This window comes from Floridaenema aerugineum BLCC-F46 (assembly GCF_041929345.1).
In the GTDB taxonomy this organism is placed as follows: domain Bacteria; phylum Cyanobacteriota; class Cyanobacteriia; order Cyanobacteriales; family Aerosakkonemataceae; genus Floridanema; species Floridanema aerugineum.
Genome location: NZ_JBHFNQ010000064.1, coordinates 89,841 through 103,894 on the forward strand (window position 1 = coordinate 89,841; position 14,054 = coordinate 103,894).

Here is a 14,054-nt window from a genome sequence, read left to right on the forward strand (position 1 = left end):
CCCCGCTTGGCCGTAAAGCGGGGCTATGAAATACTCGCCGTCAGGAGCATAGTTTTGATGAATTCTGTATTTGCATCTTAATAAGTTAACCAAGAATATTTATCATGCTATAGTTGTGTGTTTTTCCTAACAAACATTGAAAATAATAATAAAAAACTTTGGGACTCCGATCGCACATATTTTCGGAAAGGTTGTTAAGCTTCAAAAACACGCGGGGAAGAAAATAACCCTGCTCGGTTGAAAGCAGGGCTTTGAGTCTCTACTATTAAGAGCATTATTGTTTTGAGGACTACGCGGTATCCGTTAAGGACATAATAACTAGTTAACGAAGGATGTTTATCAGCCTACAGTTCTGTGTTTTACCTTACTAAATGACCGTTTACAGGTTTCCAACACTTGCCTAACTTGCCATGAAATACCCGGAAAAACCGATCGGTAGCGTCAAAAGTACCAGGAATGTAAATGATAGAACTGCTGTGAGGTGGTGACTTAGCAATACTTCCCCCTGGTTGAACATAAGCCACTCTGTCTTTGAACATACAGCCCGGAAAGTCTAACATAGCCTTGTCAGTTTTCTTCTGTGTGGACTGTAACGCCTCGACAGAAAACGCCAAAAATAGCGCGTGTCGGATATTTCCTTTTTCTACTTGCTCGATCAACTTATTCCAGAAAAGCTTTATCTGAGACTTATTCGCTACCTTACCGCCTGGTGGGTTACAAAACACATTAGCAGGCTTAACAACTAGTTGACCAGCCTCATTAACCTCTCTACTATCCCAGTCAAGACCTAACGCACCGACCCCGCAAGAGTCAGCATCATAAAACATCTGAGCGTTTACCCGCTTGTTTGCTTCTTCACAACTAGCAGGATCTAAGTCAATACTGCCTAAAACCTCTCTGACAGCATCTAATAGCCAGTCTGGAGTAAAATGCTCGTTGCTGTTGCTCAGATGTCTTGGGTTAGCTGTGGCTACTGTCATAAGTTAAATGTCTTGGTGTTTGCTTTGTCTCTTTACTATAACACTAGCAAACAATGCAGGTCAACCAGTAAAAGCTTAACAAGCTGTGGCTAGATGCTGTTTAGGCTGTGAAAAAATGGAGAAATGTAACTCACTATCCTCTCCAATGGTGTAGCAGTACAAAGCTTTGTCTGGGGACTCTTCAGCCTGAAACTCAAAAGTATCTAGATCTATCATCAACTGTTGATGTAGTTCCGAGTTATCAGGGAACCTAACGATATTTTTGTCTCTCACTTGTTGAGTATATCTGTTATAACGATCGTCCCAGTTTACAATACCTACAGCTAATACTTTGCTATAGGATAATAACTCAAGTCTTTTCTTAGTAAAGGCATCTAAGTAGATACCATACTCTCTAGCCAAGTTGACCAATGAACACACTGCTTTTAGTCTCCTGTAATAAGGGTTTTAAACGGACATTTATTAACATTTTCGTAGCTTGTTTGAGGTCGTTTAACGTTCCATTGTTATTAACAATATGGGCAGTTTTAGCAACCTTTAACAAAGTTTGGTAGTTGGTTTTAAGGAACTTATCAGACTTTAAACCTTTGCAGCCCTTTCGTTCTACTCTTATGATGTGTAGAGGATAATAAATAGCCAAGTTAGCGATCGCCTCAGCTTCTAGTGGGTTACGTAAGTCATTTGAGATAACTATTTTCCCTTTATTTTTTACATCTGACTGAATAGCTCGAAAAACTTTTCTGATCATCATTAAAGGGTCTATTTTTGGGAAAAACTCAAAGCATCTTACCATCAGGTCTAAATAAGTTACCCCCGGCATATCTGGCACTTCCTGCGATCGGATCTCTCTATCCTCTAAGCTACCAGTAGGCAAGTCGTAAGCATACTCAAGCATTCTCTTCATAGGTGCAGACCATTTATGCACGATACAGTTACCCACTTCGGCTTTTAACACCTCTGTAACCGTGTCTTTGCCTGCTCCTGAGTTGCCCAGAATGACTATAATAGAGGCAATATTATCGCTGTAGCTGTAGCTCATACTTACGTTGACCTATGGCTAGTGTTGATAAGTTAATGTCTTGGTTTATCCAGGGGGAATGGTTAGCCCCCTGGTATTTGTAAGCTGTTCCCTTATTCTAATACAGGTTGACCTGTGTTGTGTACAAGGTTTTAGAATAAAGTTTCTGGGTTGTTTTGCAGGTATTCAAACAACTGCTTAGGCGATACCGCTTGACCTTTAGCGATCGGCTCTGTCTGACTTGGTGTAAGTTGAGGATCGGATGGATCTTTTCTCAGGCAGTAAGGATCGATGTCAACTGCTGAGAACCAAGCAACGTTAGCAGGTATGCAGTCTAAGCCTAAACTATCGATAAATGAGGCTCTAACGGCTAAATGTGCCAGTTGTAGCGCGTAAGCTGCCTTATAGCTGTCTTCTTCTGCTACCACAGTCCTGATCTCATCGTGAATAGTCATTAACAGACGACCATCGATCCCTAGCAGGTCATAAAAAAGACGTTGCAGACAGACCAACATATCCCGAAAGTCAACTCCTGACGCTTGTATTATTCGGTTGATCTTGGTTGTCTGATAGTCCTTAGTACCGTCGAGACTCTTAGTAACTCTGCATTTTAAAACTGGTGTTGGTTGACCTGGTTTCTTTACTGCCTGCTCTAAAACGTTGAAACAGTCAGACGCTAAACCGTTCATGTAATGCCCTGTATGGTCTGACTTAACCCCTTTGAAGACATCAAGGAACTGTTGAGCCATCTGCTTACATTCCCCGTCTGACTTATGAGGTAGAGCTTTTAAGAGATAGTCGGTACATCCTTTAAGCCCTAAGCCGTAAACCATGCCATACACCATGTTTTTAGCCAGATCTCGCTTAATACCTGCTTTAGTTGCCTGTAAACTATGAACGTCCGATCCTTGTTCTTTTAACCCGATAGTTACCGCCAAACCTAACGCAGTGGAACCGCAAAAGCCAGAAATACTATCACCCAACAACGACGCGATCCATAGTTCTTGGCTGTCAACGTCAGCACCGACAAAGGTGTAACCCTTCATAGGGGAAAGCATCGACTTTAACTCTGTCCCTATCCGGGCTTTTTTGGGGTTGGCTGCTACTTGCCAAAGGTTGTCCGCACATCTGCCCGTTATTGTGCCTGTGACCACTAGCTGAGGTAAAACTACTGGATAGCCTTCTAGTTGCTCGGTGTGGATGGCTGCAACTCTCTTTCTTAAAGATACCCAGTTGATCGTAGACATCACAGACCTTAGTAACTCTTGCAGTCCCCCTGGCGCTGTCAAAACGTCTTCTTCTACAGCATGAATAAAGCCTTTAGCAAAGATGTCTGTAACTTTTTGCCCCCGCTTTTCCGGGTGAGGTAGACAACCAAAGCTTTCAGTATGCCAGCCTAGATCGTTATTCCATAAAACATCCTCACCACGCCATTTAAGCTCTAAAAGTATCGGAGTCAGTCTCGACTTTAAGGTTAAGTCTTCTAGCTTAGTAGTCCTAAACCATTTGGGTAGTCCCTTGGTTTTGCCGGATAGTCCGGGTGTCCAGTCTAGCGATCGCCACTGTAGCGGCACTTGGTTTAAATAAGTTGCCAACACCTGATCTGGGTTAGCTTTGAAAGCTTTGATGCTATCGTCTGACCATTTGTAGTAAGTTTGCACCCATTCTGAAACTTCTGCCCATCTTTCAGCGATACGGGCATCTACTACCGACATCACCGCATCAAAAGCAGCTTCAGCTTTAGGGTAATACTCAGGAAAGCGATCGCCATCCAAAGGCAACCAACAAGACCCCAAGAGTAACTGTGCTGTCTGAGATATTAAAGAAGGTCTATGGCGCTTATTTTCCGGGTATACTGCCTGAAATACCTTAATAGTTGCTTGTACATCCTTAAGGCAGTATTTCACTACATCAGAGAGGTTTTTACGGACAAACGGTAAACCTTCAGCGACTAAGGCATCTCTAACACCTTTGTCGAGATCGTCACCAAAATAAAACTGATAAACAGCATCTAAGCCATTTGTAGCGGTTTCATCGCACCAGTCAGGGCGGTAGGTTTCCTCAGTCTTAAGTAACACAGGACGTTGCTGGTTTGAAATACCCCGGCAAGCGATCCAAGCTGCCATAGTGTCAAAGAAGCGGTTGCCTGAGTCTTTGTAATAGTACTCACTTCTTAAAAACTGGCGATCGTACTGTACGTTATGGTTAATAACTGTACAGCCTTTGGGAAAGTCAATGGTAGTTGTCAGGTTATCCAGATCTGCCAACCATAAAAACCAGTCACCATCGATAGTGTAGGCTACTGCACAGACGGGACACCAAACATCTTTGTAGTCATCAGTAGGTACATTAACCGTTTCAAAGTCTATAACCAGAGTGCTGTCATCGGCTATTTTTCCCGGTTTCCAACTATTGCCCGTCCACTTGTACCAGCCAGAAACTTTAGAATATGGAGCTATTTCGGGTATCTCTGGGATGTCTATTTGTGCAAAAGCGTCTAAGCGTACAATATGAGGTATGCCATACTTAAAAACCGCTTTACTGAGCATATCCTGATATTTACCAAACCACTCAGGTAAAGGAAGTTCTACCAGTTCGGTCAAGTCTTCTGCATCCAATAAGCCTGCTTTACGCCAGTTGTCTTCTGCTGTCTTCAATACTTTGGCTGTCCAAGGTGCGGGACTGTAGCCTAAAACTCTTTGGTGTAGCGAGTCCGAGAGTTTTTTAACTTTAGTCATGGTATTAATGTCTTGGTGATGGTTTAATACTAATACTAGTTAACCTAGTATGTCAACTAGTATTAGTGTAATAAAAAGGTGATACTTTACGCAATAGCTTTTAATGGCTTGGGTCTAGCTGTTGGGTTGGGTAGTTGCCATTCTGCCACTTTCTCGACTTCTGAGATATTAAAGAAGGCGCAAATAGTATCTTTATTGCCTTGTTGTAACAGCGTTTTAGCCGATAAACCTAAAACCCTTGCTATCTGTCCTTTTTCCAACATTTCGGCAATAGTAGACTTTCTGATCAGGTACAAAATCTCACCCTGTAGAATAAGGTACTGTTCGGCTTTACCTTTAAACCACCAAGACGGGCGGTAAGCTTTATCGTTTCGTTTCTTTATAAAATACTGTTTCAATAACTTACTCATCATTTCACTTTCTGACTCTTCCCAGTCAAACGGCTGAAAGCGTTGTGTAGCCAGTTCCACATATATATGCCCATAACGGGTTCCGGCGTGTTCAGTCTTGATACTTGTTGGGACTCCATTGAGATAGCAGTCAATATCATTAAACTGGTCGTGTATCTCTTCTGTGGCTAATACTGCCATTCCAGGCAACCTATTTAAAAAACACAAGATCCGCGTTTCCTCATCTAGTCCCTCATTGTAAGCTTTAGCAAAATCTGTGTCCCCTTTTTTGTATCCTCTGTTCTCTGTAGTCTTCATTCTGGTTAGTTGTTGATATTGTCTTGGTAACATGGTTAGGCAAACTGGTTAACTAGTGTTGATATTCAAAAGCTAACACTGGCTTACTAACCATGTCAACCAGTGTAATATATGTTTACACACAGGTTAACCAGTAGGCTATTCAGTCATTTCGGTTAACAACGATCTCATGCTATCCATTGCGTTACGCACGGCTTTAGGCAGTTTAAAGCCATTTTCTAGCAGTTTCTCGTATTCCGTAACGAGTTCTACTACTTGTCGCTTTTCAGCTTGCCATAGGTTCTGATAGTGGGATGATGCGACCGGATAACCAAAACCTTTGGTACTCTTGAAATGCTTGATGATGATAGCAAAAGCTTCTTCAAAAGTCTTAGTTATTGCCAGTTGTCTAAGGTCACTGATCTGAGCTTTGAGGTACTTCCGAACAGCTAGGCTCATCTGTGAAAGTGCTAGTCCCTTTAACTCATCTGGCATTTTAGCCTGATCGATGAACAACTCAGCAACAGTCAATAATAGCTCTGGACAATATTCCAAAGCCTTCAGACCTTGCTCTAACTCTGTGCGATCGCTCTGACGGCTATCAGCAATAACTAGCGCCGCTAAATGTGCCGCTACCCTTGTCAGTTCCTCAGCATGACTAATGTTGATATCGATCCGAAACTGCTTTCTAAGCTCATTATTGACCTCTTCCAGCCTGTCTTTAGACCTATCCTTGACTAACATTGCTGATGTGACATCATAGCCAGTTACGTCAAGAAATAAGTCAAGCGATCGTCTGAGCAAGTACATCGCCAAAACTGACTCACTGACTCTCATCTCTTCGGCTTTAGCTTCCCAGAATGGCTTGATCCGGGCATCTGGCACATGAGGATATTTAGCGGCTAAGTCGGTCTTACTGAAGGTGTCAAGCTGGTTTAAGCGCGATATGCTACCGCTATCCATACCGATGTAGTGGGAGTAGTTAGAGAGGTTAGTACACCCCAAAACTACCGATGTTGCTCTTACTGATACTGCTGCGATCCCTTTCTCTTCTACTTTTAGGTAGTTGTTGGAAACTATGGACTTAATACGCACATCTCGGATCAGGCGTTTTTGTACCTCTTCTGTCAAGTCGTCTACAATAGCCAAGTCTGTAGTCGCTACCTCTCCCCAACCAAACCGCGTGTCATTGGTATTTATCCAGTTGGTAGCATAACCAAGCTGAACTAAAGCAGAACTGATGTAACCCAGAAAAGTACTCTTACCCATTCCGGCTGTGTTCCCAACGATGAGCGCCATAGACCGGAAAGTATGCTCTATCACGCCTTCTACAGCCTCAGTACCATTAGCACCAGCCATTAAGCGACCTAAGAGCAACATTAACTGTTTTGCCTCAGCATCGGGTAAAAGCGTCAGCAAGTCTCTAGCATCATAGTTTTGTAGTTGAACTGGAAACCATTCAACTTTAGGAACGAACTTAAACCCGCCACTAGTCCCCAATAGCGCCGATCTCTTGTTTCGATAGTAAGTAGATGCTTCAGTCCGACTGTGTATAAAGACTTTGCTGGTAACATCGGCTGATTTATCTGCGAAACATGACCACACTTCTTTCCAGTATCGTGCTTCCTCTTTGCTTGCCTCTTCTAAATGCCCCTCGATCGCACTACGAACAGCAGCAATGAACTTTAAACGCTCTCCAGTATTGGTAGGGTCTACTCGCTTCCAGTACCAGAAGTTATCGTCTGGTTTTATACCAGGTATTGACAGTTTACTTTTTGTGTAGACTTCATAACCGCAGAACTCGCCTAAAGGTGAAGCGATAAGCTGAAAGCCTTTATAGTCAAGGTCTGCGATCAATATTCCCATCACCTCAGCATAGGAATGAAGAGAAATACTTACTGTTTCTTCTTCATGCGTAGCGTTGTAGTCTTGGTTACTCATGTTGCTATACCCAGTCTTACCTTTGTCTTGTCCTGGTGATGTTTTCTTAGGCATAGTGTTGTTGACTTTGGTTAGTGTCTTGGTGAATAAAAAAGGCTCTAAGTTAACCCTAGAGCCTTCATATACTAGTCAACTAGCTTAGAAAGCGATGTTATCCACTAGGTTTTCATCTTCAGCAAAGTTATCTGTTACAAGTCCATCACAGAAGTCAAAAACCGGGATCTCTAAGTCTTTAGCAGTGGTTAACTGGGTAGGGATAATAGGATGACCTTGGTTAGTTGTCTTAGTTGACGGAGAAATAACTAAAGTTGCTGGTTTTGTTGGGGTGATCTCAGGCTCAAAGCTCAAGCGGTTATTTAACGCTGTGTTAGCTGAGACAGCCCCGACACCTTCTAGAAATAGCGTGTATTTTACGTCGCCTTCATAAATACGGGACTCGTAACCAGTGACAGTGTAAGTACCAGGTTGAACGTCCTTGAGTTTCAGAGGCTTAACGAATGACTGAGAAAGGTACTCACCTAAGCGACCTTGCTTTAAGGCTTTACGTAACTCTGCTTTCTCAAACTTGACATCATTGCCGTCTTTGTCCTTGCGGCGTACCATCATAGTTAACTCAAGCGCGTTGCCCTCTTCATCAGCAACCTCAAGTAAAAACCGCTTGTTGTCTTCAATAATGTCTAGGTCTGATTTAATGTCGCTAATGGGGAACTTTTCATCACCCCAACACAGAACAGCCACACCGTCTTTACTGCCTACGTATGGAGCATAAATGTTTACTTCACCATCTTTATAGATGACTGTGTAAGTGAAGCGAGTACGGGATAGGAAAACATTTGTAAGACCTAAAATGCTCAAAGCATCATCGATAACATTCTGAACTCTTGCGATCGCAGGATGGTCATTCGGGATCTCAGTTCTTTCTTTGGAAAACTTAGCGCGGTTGAACAAGCTTTTTACTTCTTCTGTTACGAACTGCATACTTATGTTCCTTAAGTGTTGTAAGTCTTTTTATGTCTTGGTTTCAGGTTTATCAGGCTTCTCTTTGCCTTATACCCTTATCATAGCAGGTTGACCTGTGATTGCCAACCATTTTAGAGAACTTTCTAAAACTTCCTCAGCTTCTAGTTCATCAGTATTTATTACTAGAGTATCCGTAGCCATTTTATAGGCTGCGTACTCAACCCAATGATCGTAAGCTGTTTTCAAAGCGTGCAGGTACTCAGTTGATACCTCACTCTCAAAACTTCTACCCCGGCAAGCTATTCTGTATAGCATGGTGCTAACAGCAGCCTTCAAGCAAATAAGGACATCTAACCGCACTTTTGGCAAGTTATCCGCTATAAGCAGTAAACTTTCGTATTGTGCATCGTTTAACTGTCCTAACTGGTACATCGTAGGCGTAAAAACAGACTCACCCATAAAAGGCGCGTCAACCATACCACCCAAGCGCGATACTTTATAAACGTTCTGCCATCCTAAAGTTATTGCTACAGCTTGGCAGTCAAAGTTAGACTCTGATGGCTCTGGAGTGGTTAAGCTGTGGACTATCCAAGGGTTTAACTCGAAGGGTTCTACATGGTAGGTTAACCCTAACTCTCTGCTTAACTTCACTCCCAAGGTACTTTTACCAGTACCCATAACGCCAGTAATGCCGATACTTAAGGGTTTTACCAAGGGCTTAACCTCTGTACTTTGTTTGTATTAGGCATCGTGCAGCAATGTGCAACGAGTACATCAGACTCTTTGAAAAATGGAACCATCACATTTTCAACGATGCGATCGGTTTCTATGCGAGTGGGATAAACTAAGACCTCGTTAGGTACTTTGCTATCCTTGATCAGCAGGTTGTAAGCAACCTCTAACTCAAGTTTGGGCTTTTCTGTGTTATTCATTTATCAAGGTTTATCGCTGTTTCATGGTTTAATATTACTTTTAGTTAACTAGCCATGTCAACTAGTATAACTAGTTTTTTCTTAAGTTGTTCTCCGATGTATTGAGTAAACTTCGGAGGTATCGCCTGACTCAGTTCTGTTGCTGACATCCAGTTAATACCCATAGCAGCCTCTACATATTCCTTAGTAACGCCTTTTGCTGGCTGTATCCCGGCTCTATGCCCTACCACACAAACAAAACCTTTAGGCGATAGCCCTTTATTAGCCCCCGGCGATCGGTCATTATGGGGAAAGTGCAACGGCGCTTCGATCTCTGGGTAAACCTCAAAAAGCCGATGGCGATAGACTTTTAACCCAAACATAGAACCACAAAGCATCACAGGGTTTTCTAACGGCGCTCCTGGTACGTTCTCAATAATGTAGGGTTTTCCCAGTTTTTTCAGCACTTCCTTAGTCGGTGTCAGTAAGTCTGGGTGTTTTTCTTTGTGCTTACCCGATGCACTACTAAACCTCTGACAAGGCGGTGAAGCGTGAATAATGTCGTACTGATGCCCGTACCGCTTTAGAAACTCGATCGCGTCGTATTGGTAAAACCTGAATGGGTATCTTGGCTGTGGCACGATATCAACGCCGTGTATTTCTGAGACTAGACCAGAGCGATCGTAACCAACAGCAGCCCCGCCAGCGCCGCAAAACAGATCCAAAAGTTTCATTTAGTTATCAATGTTCTGTTGTTTCCATTATTATATATGTTTACTAACTATGTCAACTAGTTACTTGCATTCAGTTACAAATGGCTCAACCCCAGACAAAACCAGGGTTAACCGCGCTTAAGCTGTCAGTAGTTCCAACTCTGGGTAATAGCCTAACTGACTTTGTAACGCTGGTAGGCAGTCTTTACCAACGTCTAAAGGTCTGATAGCCTTTGGCATTCCAAGCTGCATCAGATAGCGACTAGCTGAGTCTGTAAAGTATTTCTCGCTGTGATCAGCCGGATACTGTAAAAACTGCATAGCTTTATTTCTCGTTGCAGAAAGTTCCCAAGAGCAAAACTCAGCAGGCGGTTCACACAAGTCGATCACCTCCAAGGGACTATTAGGCGGTAAGTTATCGGACTTATCCCCGAATACCGCTTTATGTCCCCATAACTCAGCAGGCATATCAAAATAAGTTCCTAGCCGTTTGTGTGACCAATGGTTTAGATCGTCCAGAGTCATCCTAACTCTAGGAAACCAGCCCTTCATACAAAACCATTCGGTGTTATTGTCCAACAGACCTAACCAGTCAGTATCGACTGTAACTAATATCAACCTGTGCTGTTTTTCAGGCGGTAATATCCTGTTACACATAACTATACAAGCTGCCATATCATCAGCTTCAAAACCTTGACCAGCCATCACTGACCATCCTTGGTTTTGAATAACCTCTAGCATCTTGTTTTTTAACTTAGTAAAAGTGTATTCAGGAAACTTTCTACCAGCTTTGTAATGTATCGGTTGAGGTTCTAAAAGTTTACCCTTTTTTCCATACCTCTCTACCTTTTCCCACACTTCAGGTCTTAATAAATACTCTGTTCTCCAATAAGGTTTTGAGTCTACACAAAATACGGTCTGAAACTTTTCGTTAGGCTTTAAAACACCTAAATATTCTTGCGATAAAACCTGCACTAACTGAGCTTTAATAACGCCTAAATAATGCTTTTTTGGGATATCTGCATTACCTACGATCGCGTGTAGTTGATGACAGAAAACTGAATAGTCGAATACTACTGTTGTATGCCTGGTTTTTTGCATAGAAAAATGGGTTAATGTCTTGGTGTTGTACCCTAACATTAACTTGTTTAACATACCATGTCAACCAGTGTAATAGTTCTCCCATATCAGTTTTGTAGGCTGACAACTTCGGCTGTAATAGTTTCTACATCCGCTTCTTTTGTTAAAAAGATATGATCGGCTGACTCTGCCCAGTTTAACCGCTCACAAGCAAGTAGTAGCATCTCATCAATATCATCAGCCTCTTTCAACTTTTTATCAATACTCGCTATTTTGCCAAAAGCTCTTTTTAACCCCAGAGTAAACCAGTGGGATATAGTAGTTTGCATTTTAGTTAGCACTCGTAATATATAACGTTTGTTTCATAATAACACGGGTTAACCTGTATGTGTGACAGTTCTAACCCGTGCCACTTATAAAAATGTGACATCATAGTACTACTCTGCTTTTAAAGTTATCCTTTGCTGGTAGTTGTTGCTTTTGTCGTCTTACTTTTGGTGTTTCTTCTAGAAGGAGTAGCAAGAGTCGATCGACTTTTCCAGTCTGGTATGACCTCGTTTAAAGCTTCTTGCAAAATAGGTGTTTCTTCCTGAGTAAAACCATTAGCTTTCTTGAGCCATTTACCCCGGCTATCTGGACGGGTGATCACTCTGGGAGTACTACCAGTTTTTTCTTTGTAGAGTCTGGATAGTAACAAAGCTAACTTGTGCTTTTCCGATCGTTCCAGTTCTAAACCCTTGCTTTCTAGCCATTCAGATAGAGTTATCATATCTTTTGCGGGTGTATTTTCTTCTACAGGGCTTAAGTCGTCTGCTAAGGCTAAGGCATATTGTGCGGGTTGAGCTAAAGCCGCAACTAAAAGCTTAAGTATTTGTTTTTTAGGTATTAACTCTAAATAATGAACCTCATTACTGCTGTCCTTGCTTCGGTTTAACTGGTTTAAGACTACTTGCATTTAAAAATGTTCCCTCTCTATGAAAGTTTTAATATATTTAGATATTATTCTACTTTCATAAAACCTGTTATGTCAACCTGTACACCATACAAGGCATGAGTAAACTTTGTATCACTAAGATATGATACTAAAAATATTCTTATACAGGTTGACAAGGTAGGTCATCCCGTATAACATGGTAAATGTAAGGCAACAGAGGGACTGGTACTCCCTAGCACAGACCACCGTCGAATGAAACGCATTGGATCTGCCAACGGTAACTGACGACTAAAGCCACTGTTGCAAGAGAGCTAGGTATAAACGCGGTTTGTAACTCCTAAACCATCAACTAGCTACTACGGCATGAGTGAAAGGTGATGAGCCTGAAACTACATGAGAGCTTTCAAGCTAAAAGTCGAGTGAGACTATAAACCACACAGAACCTTGACAAAACCTGAAAGTAGCTGAGGTAAGGTCGGAAACGATGACCACGCCTCTAAGTAGACGGCTGATAACTCAGCAATGATAAGGTTTCATAGCCCAATAGGGCATCTAATAAAGTCCAAGCATGGTTAAGGCGTGGTTAGCCAAGCTGAAGACTGAACAAGATGCCCTAAGAAGGCTTAAACTTTTTGGCTTTAGAGATACCTGGTAGTTGTTAAGTTGGTCTAGTAACTATCAGGAATATTTCTTTATTTTAGAACAATATTTAAGCAAATAAGAGGGATACTATGACATCAAATATTAACTGGTGGTGGAAAGGTTGCCCTAGAGAGGTTGTACAAGCAAGGAAAAACCCGGAAAAACTAGCATTTTTTGCTAAAAAGTATCAAAAACTAGCAGAAAGGTTTATAGATAAAGCAGAAGTTTTCAATAGCATTGTTAGCAACATTGAAACTTTTTTAAACAGTTATAGAAATATTCAAAAAGAAATCGAGCCTGCAACAGCAAAACCTCAAAAGTCCCCTAGTGGTAGACCTTTCTACGGTAGAGGTAGTATCCGGTCATCATTCAAAGACGCTAAGGATGCTGTCAAACAACTTAAAGGGATGGCATACCGCAACAAGTCAGGTGAACTAATGTTTTATAAGGACTTAGCCAAACCAGCTAAGACAGCCAAAGAAATGTTACAGGACGCGAAAAACCGCGTACACGGGCGGGTTAAATACTGGCAACAGTACATCGAAAAGTTTAACGAATGGGCTTCTAGTTATGGTTTACCCGATATTAAAAGAAGTTTTTTAAAGTGGGTAGATCCGATCAGAGAGTTAACCCCTTGGTATGAAATGAGGCAAGCAAAAGTAGGCGGCGCTATTCGTAACAATGAGGATAACGGCTTTTACAAGCGTAACAGCCTCATGAGTACAGTTCCTTGTAGCACTTTGCCCCATTTTCCGGGTAAGTGGTAAGTTACCTCAGAGTAACCAGTCTATCTGGCTTAAAATGCCTTCGACACCGCCTAACTTACCCAATAGATCGCCCTCAACTTTACCAAGAGCGTCTAGTATAGGTCGTCTAACGCCTTTTAAAACCATGTCTATTTTGCCTTGTGCCAGTCCGATCAGTTCGTCTGGGGTAGGCACTTTGATCCCTACTTGGTTTAACAGTTGAATACCCATGTTAACCTGTGGAGGAAACTTAAAAGGCGATATCTGAGGGTTAAGGTCTAAAACCTTTCGGATACCTGATACAGATCCGGTTACTTGTTTAGCGATACCTGAAATACTGCCAAAACCAAAACCAATAAACACTAACGCTCACCTCGCTGTTGTGCTAGTCCGAAGTACCCACCAGTCACAGCAGATAGAGTAACTGAGACAGCCTGTGCGTAGTGTTCAGGGTAGCGGATACCCAGAAAGATAGCCCCGGCGATCGCAATACCCACCAAAGCGGCTCTAATAGCTTCAATACGTACTAACCCGTAGTTTGGTTGTGCTTCAGTATGCTTGACTGCTACCTGCTCATTAGTTGCTGGCATTTCTGCAATAAAGGTCTGCTCTGGCTGTTCGCTGTTGCAGTTAATATTTTCTTCTGTCATGATAGAAACAACTCAATATATAACGTTTAAGTATGCCCTTGGATAGATGAACTAC

At 42.1% G+C, this 14,054-nt stretch carries 16 protein-coding genes; 1 reads left to right on the forward strand and 15 read right to left on the reverse strand.

The window, feature by feature from the left end; genetic code table 11:
• Nucleotides 1-359: 359 nt before the first annotated feature.
• The 13 genes from ACE1CC_RS08285 to ACE1CC_RS08345 all read right to left on the reverse strand — a co-directional run bounded on the left by ACE1CC_RS08285 (nt 360) and on the right by ACE1CC_RS08345 (nt 11,982).
• On the reverse strand, nt 360-980 hold the full coding sequence (locus ACE1CC_RS08285; RefSeq protein ID WP_413269996.1) for a methyltransferase domain-containing protein: 621 nt from the start codon (nt 978-980) through the stop codon (nt 360-362).
• Nucleotides 981-1,055: 75 nt separating this feature from the next.
• Nucleotides 1,056-1,400, reverse strand: a complete 345-nt coding sequence (locus ACE1CC_RS08290; protein ID WP_413269997.1) for a hypothetical protein — start codon at nt 1,398-1,400, stop codon at nt 1,056-1,058.
• Entirely contained in the window at nt 1,375-2,019 is a 645-nt protein-coding gene (locus ACE1CC_RS08295) for a hypothetical protein (RefSeq protein WP_413269998.1), read from the reverse strand. The genes ACE1CC_RS08290 and ACE1CC_RS08295 overlap by 26 nt, the downstream gene beginning before the upstream one ends.
• A 131-nt stretch (nt 2,020-2,150) precedes the next feature.
• Nucleotides 2,151-4,736: a DNA polymerase gene (locus tag ACE1CC_RS08300; RefSeq protein ID WP_413269999.1), complete on the reverse strand. Its 2,586-nt coding sequence runs from the start codon at nt 4,734-4,736 to the stop codon at nt 2,151-2,153.
• A gap of 86 nt (nt 4,737-4,822) precedes the next feature.
• The gene (locus ACE1CC_RS08305) at nt 4,823-5,443 is read right to left on the reverse strand and encodes a hypothetical protein (RefSeq protein WP_413270000.1); all 621 of its coding nucleotides are present in this window, start codon (nt 5,441-5,443) and stop codon (nt 4,823-4,825) included.
• Between the two features lie 138 nt (nt 5,444-5,581).
• Entirely contained in the window at nt 5,582-7,417 is a 1,836-nt protein-coding gene (locus ACE1CC_RS08310; RefSeq protein WP_413270001.1) for a primase-helicase family protein, read from the reverse strand.
• Between the two features lie 84 nt (nt 7,418-7,501).
• Nucleotides 7,502-8,341 (reverse strand): hypothetical protein, encoded by an 840-nt coding sequence (locus ACE1CC_RS08315; RefSeq protein ID WP_413270002.1) that lies wholly within the window; start codon nt 8,339-8,341, stop codon nt 7,502-7,504.
• Between the two features lie 69 nt (nt 8,342-8,410).
• Entirely contained in the window at nt 8,411-9,037 is a 627-nt protein-coding gene (locus ACE1CC_RS08320) for a deoxynucleoside kinase (protein ID WP_413270003.1), read from the reverse strand.
• Nucleotides 9,031-9,255: a hypothetical protein gene (locus ACE1CC_RS08325; RefSeq protein WP_413270004.1), complete on the reverse strand. Its 225-nt coding sequence runs from the start codon at nt 9,253-9,255 to the stop codon at nt 9,031-9,033. Before ACE1CC_RS08325 ends, ACE1CC_RS08320 begins: the two co-directional genes overlap by 7 nt.
• A 44-nt stretch (nt 9,256-9,299) precedes the next feature.
• Nucleotides 9,300-9,968, reverse strand: a complete 669-nt coding sequence (locus ACE1CC_RS08330; RefSeq protein WP_413270005.1) for a DNA cytosine methyltransferase — start codon at nt 9,966-9,968, stop codon at nt 9,300-9,302.
• 117 nt (nt 9,969-10,085) lie between these two features.
• Nucleotides 10,086-11,048 (reverse strand): PIN domain-containing protein, encoded by a 963-nt coding sequence (locus ACE1CC_RS08335; RefSeq protein ID WP_413270006.1) that lies wholly within the window; start codon nt 11,046-11,048, stop codon nt 10,086-10,088.
• A gap of 86 nt (nt 11,049-11,134) precedes the next feature.
• On the reverse strand, nt 11,135-11,356 hold the full coding sequence (locus ACE1CC_RS08340) for a hypothetical protein (protein WP_413270007.1): 222 nt from the start codon (nt 11,354-11,356) through the stop codon (nt 11,135-11,137).
• A 125-nt stretch (nt 11,357-11,481) separates the two neighbouring features.
• Nucleotides 11,482-11,982: a hypothetical protein gene (locus tag ACE1CC_RS08345; RefSeq protein ID WP_413270008.1), complete on the reverse strand. Its 501-nt coding sequence runs from the start codon at nt 11,980-11,982 to the stop codon at nt 11,482-11,484.
• Nucleotides 11,983-12,692: 710 nt separating this feature from the next.
• On the opposite strand from ACE1CC_RS08345, the gene ACE1CC_RS08350 reads away from it, so the two are divergent.
• Nucleotides 12,693-13,370, forward strand: coding sequence for a hypothetical protein (locus ACE1CC_RS08350; RefSeq protein ID WP_413270009.1), 678 nt, complete (start codon nt 12,693-12,695; stop codon nt 13,368-13,370).
• Nucleotides 13,371-13,376: 6 nt separating this feature from the next.
• On the opposite strand, the gene ACE1CC_RS08355 is transcribed toward ACE1CC_RS08350, so the two are convergent.
• Nucleotides 13,377-13,580 (reverse strand): hypothetical protein, encoded by a 204-nt coding sequence (locus tag ACE1CC_RS08355; RefSeq protein ID WP_413270010.1) that lies wholly within the window; start codon nt 13,578-13,580, stop codon nt 13,377-13,379.
• A 131-nt stretch (nt 13,581-13,711) separates the two neighbouring features.
• Entirely contained in the window at nt 13,712-13,999 is a 288-nt protein-coding gene (locus ACE1CC_RS08360) for a hypothetical protein (protein ID WP_413270011.1), read from the reverse strand.
• Nucleotides 14,000-14,054 lie beyond the last annotated feature (55 nt).

What these genes read in the sequence shown, in the direction of transcription:
- ACE1CC_RS08335 (WP_413270006.1), bottom strand. Translation starts at nt 11,048, where the DNA reads ATGCAAAAAACCAGGCATACAACAGTAGTATTCGACTATTCAGTTTTC.
- ACE1CC_RS08360 (WP_413270011.1), bottom strand. Translation starts at nt 13,999, where the DNA reads ATGACAGAAGAAAATATTAACTGCAACAGCGAACAGCCAGAGCAGACC.
- ACE1CC_RS08285 (WP_413269996.1), bottom strand. Translation starts at nt 980, where the DNA reads ATGACAGTAGCCACAGCTAACCCAAGACATCTGAGCAACAGCAACGAG.
- ACE1CC_RS08340 (WP_413270007.1), bottom strand. Translation starts at nt 11,356, where the DNA reads ATGCAAACTACTATATCCCACTGGTTTACTCTGGGGTTAAAAAGAGCT.
- ACE1CC_RS08345 (WP_413270008.1), bottom strand. Translation starts at nt 11,982, where the DNA reads ATGCAAGTAGTCTTAAACCAGTTAAACCGAAGCAAGGACAGCAGTAAT.
- ACE1CC_RS08305 (WP_413270000.1), bottom strand. Translation starts at nt 5,443, where the DNA reads ATGAAGACTACAGAGAACAGAGGATACAAAAAAGGGGACACAGATTTT.
- ACE1CC_RS08315 (WP_413270002.1), bottom strand. Translation starts at nt 8,341, where the DNA reads ATGCAGTTCGTAACAGAAGAAGTAAAAAGCTTGTTCAACCGCGCTAAG.
- ACE1CC_RS08330 (WP_413270005.1), bottom strand. Translation starts at nt 9,968, where the DNA reads ATGAAACTTTTGGATCTGTTTTGCGGCGCTGGCGGGGCTGCTGTTGGT.
- ACE1CC_RS08295 (WP_413269998.1), bottom strand. Translation starts at nt 2,019, where the DNA reads ATGAGCTACAGCTACAGCGATAATATTGCCTCTATTATAGTCATTCTG.
- ACE1CC_RS08310 (WP_413270001.1), bottom strand. Translation starts at nt 7,417, where the DNA reads ATGCCTAAGAAAACATCACCAGGACAAGACAAAGGTAAGACTGGGTAT.
- ACE1CC_RS08325 (WP_413270004.1), bottom strand. Translation starts at nt 9,255, where the DNA reads ATGAATAACACAGAAAAGCCCAAACTTGAGTTAGAGGTTGCTTACAAC.
- ACE1CC_RS08350 (WP_413270009.1), top strand. Translation starts at nt 12,693, where the DNA reads ATGACATCAAATATTAACTGGTGGTGGAAAGGTTGCCCTAGAGAGGTT.
- ACE1CC_RS08355 (WP_413270010.1), bottom strand. Translation starts at nt 13,580, where the DNA reads ATGGGTATTCAACTGTTAAACCAAGTAGGGATCAAAGTGCCTACCCCA.
- ACE1CC_RS08300 (WP_413269999.1), bottom strand. Translation starts at nt 4,736, where the DNA reads ATGACTAAAGTTAAAAAACTCTCGGACTCGCTACACCAAAGAGTTTTA.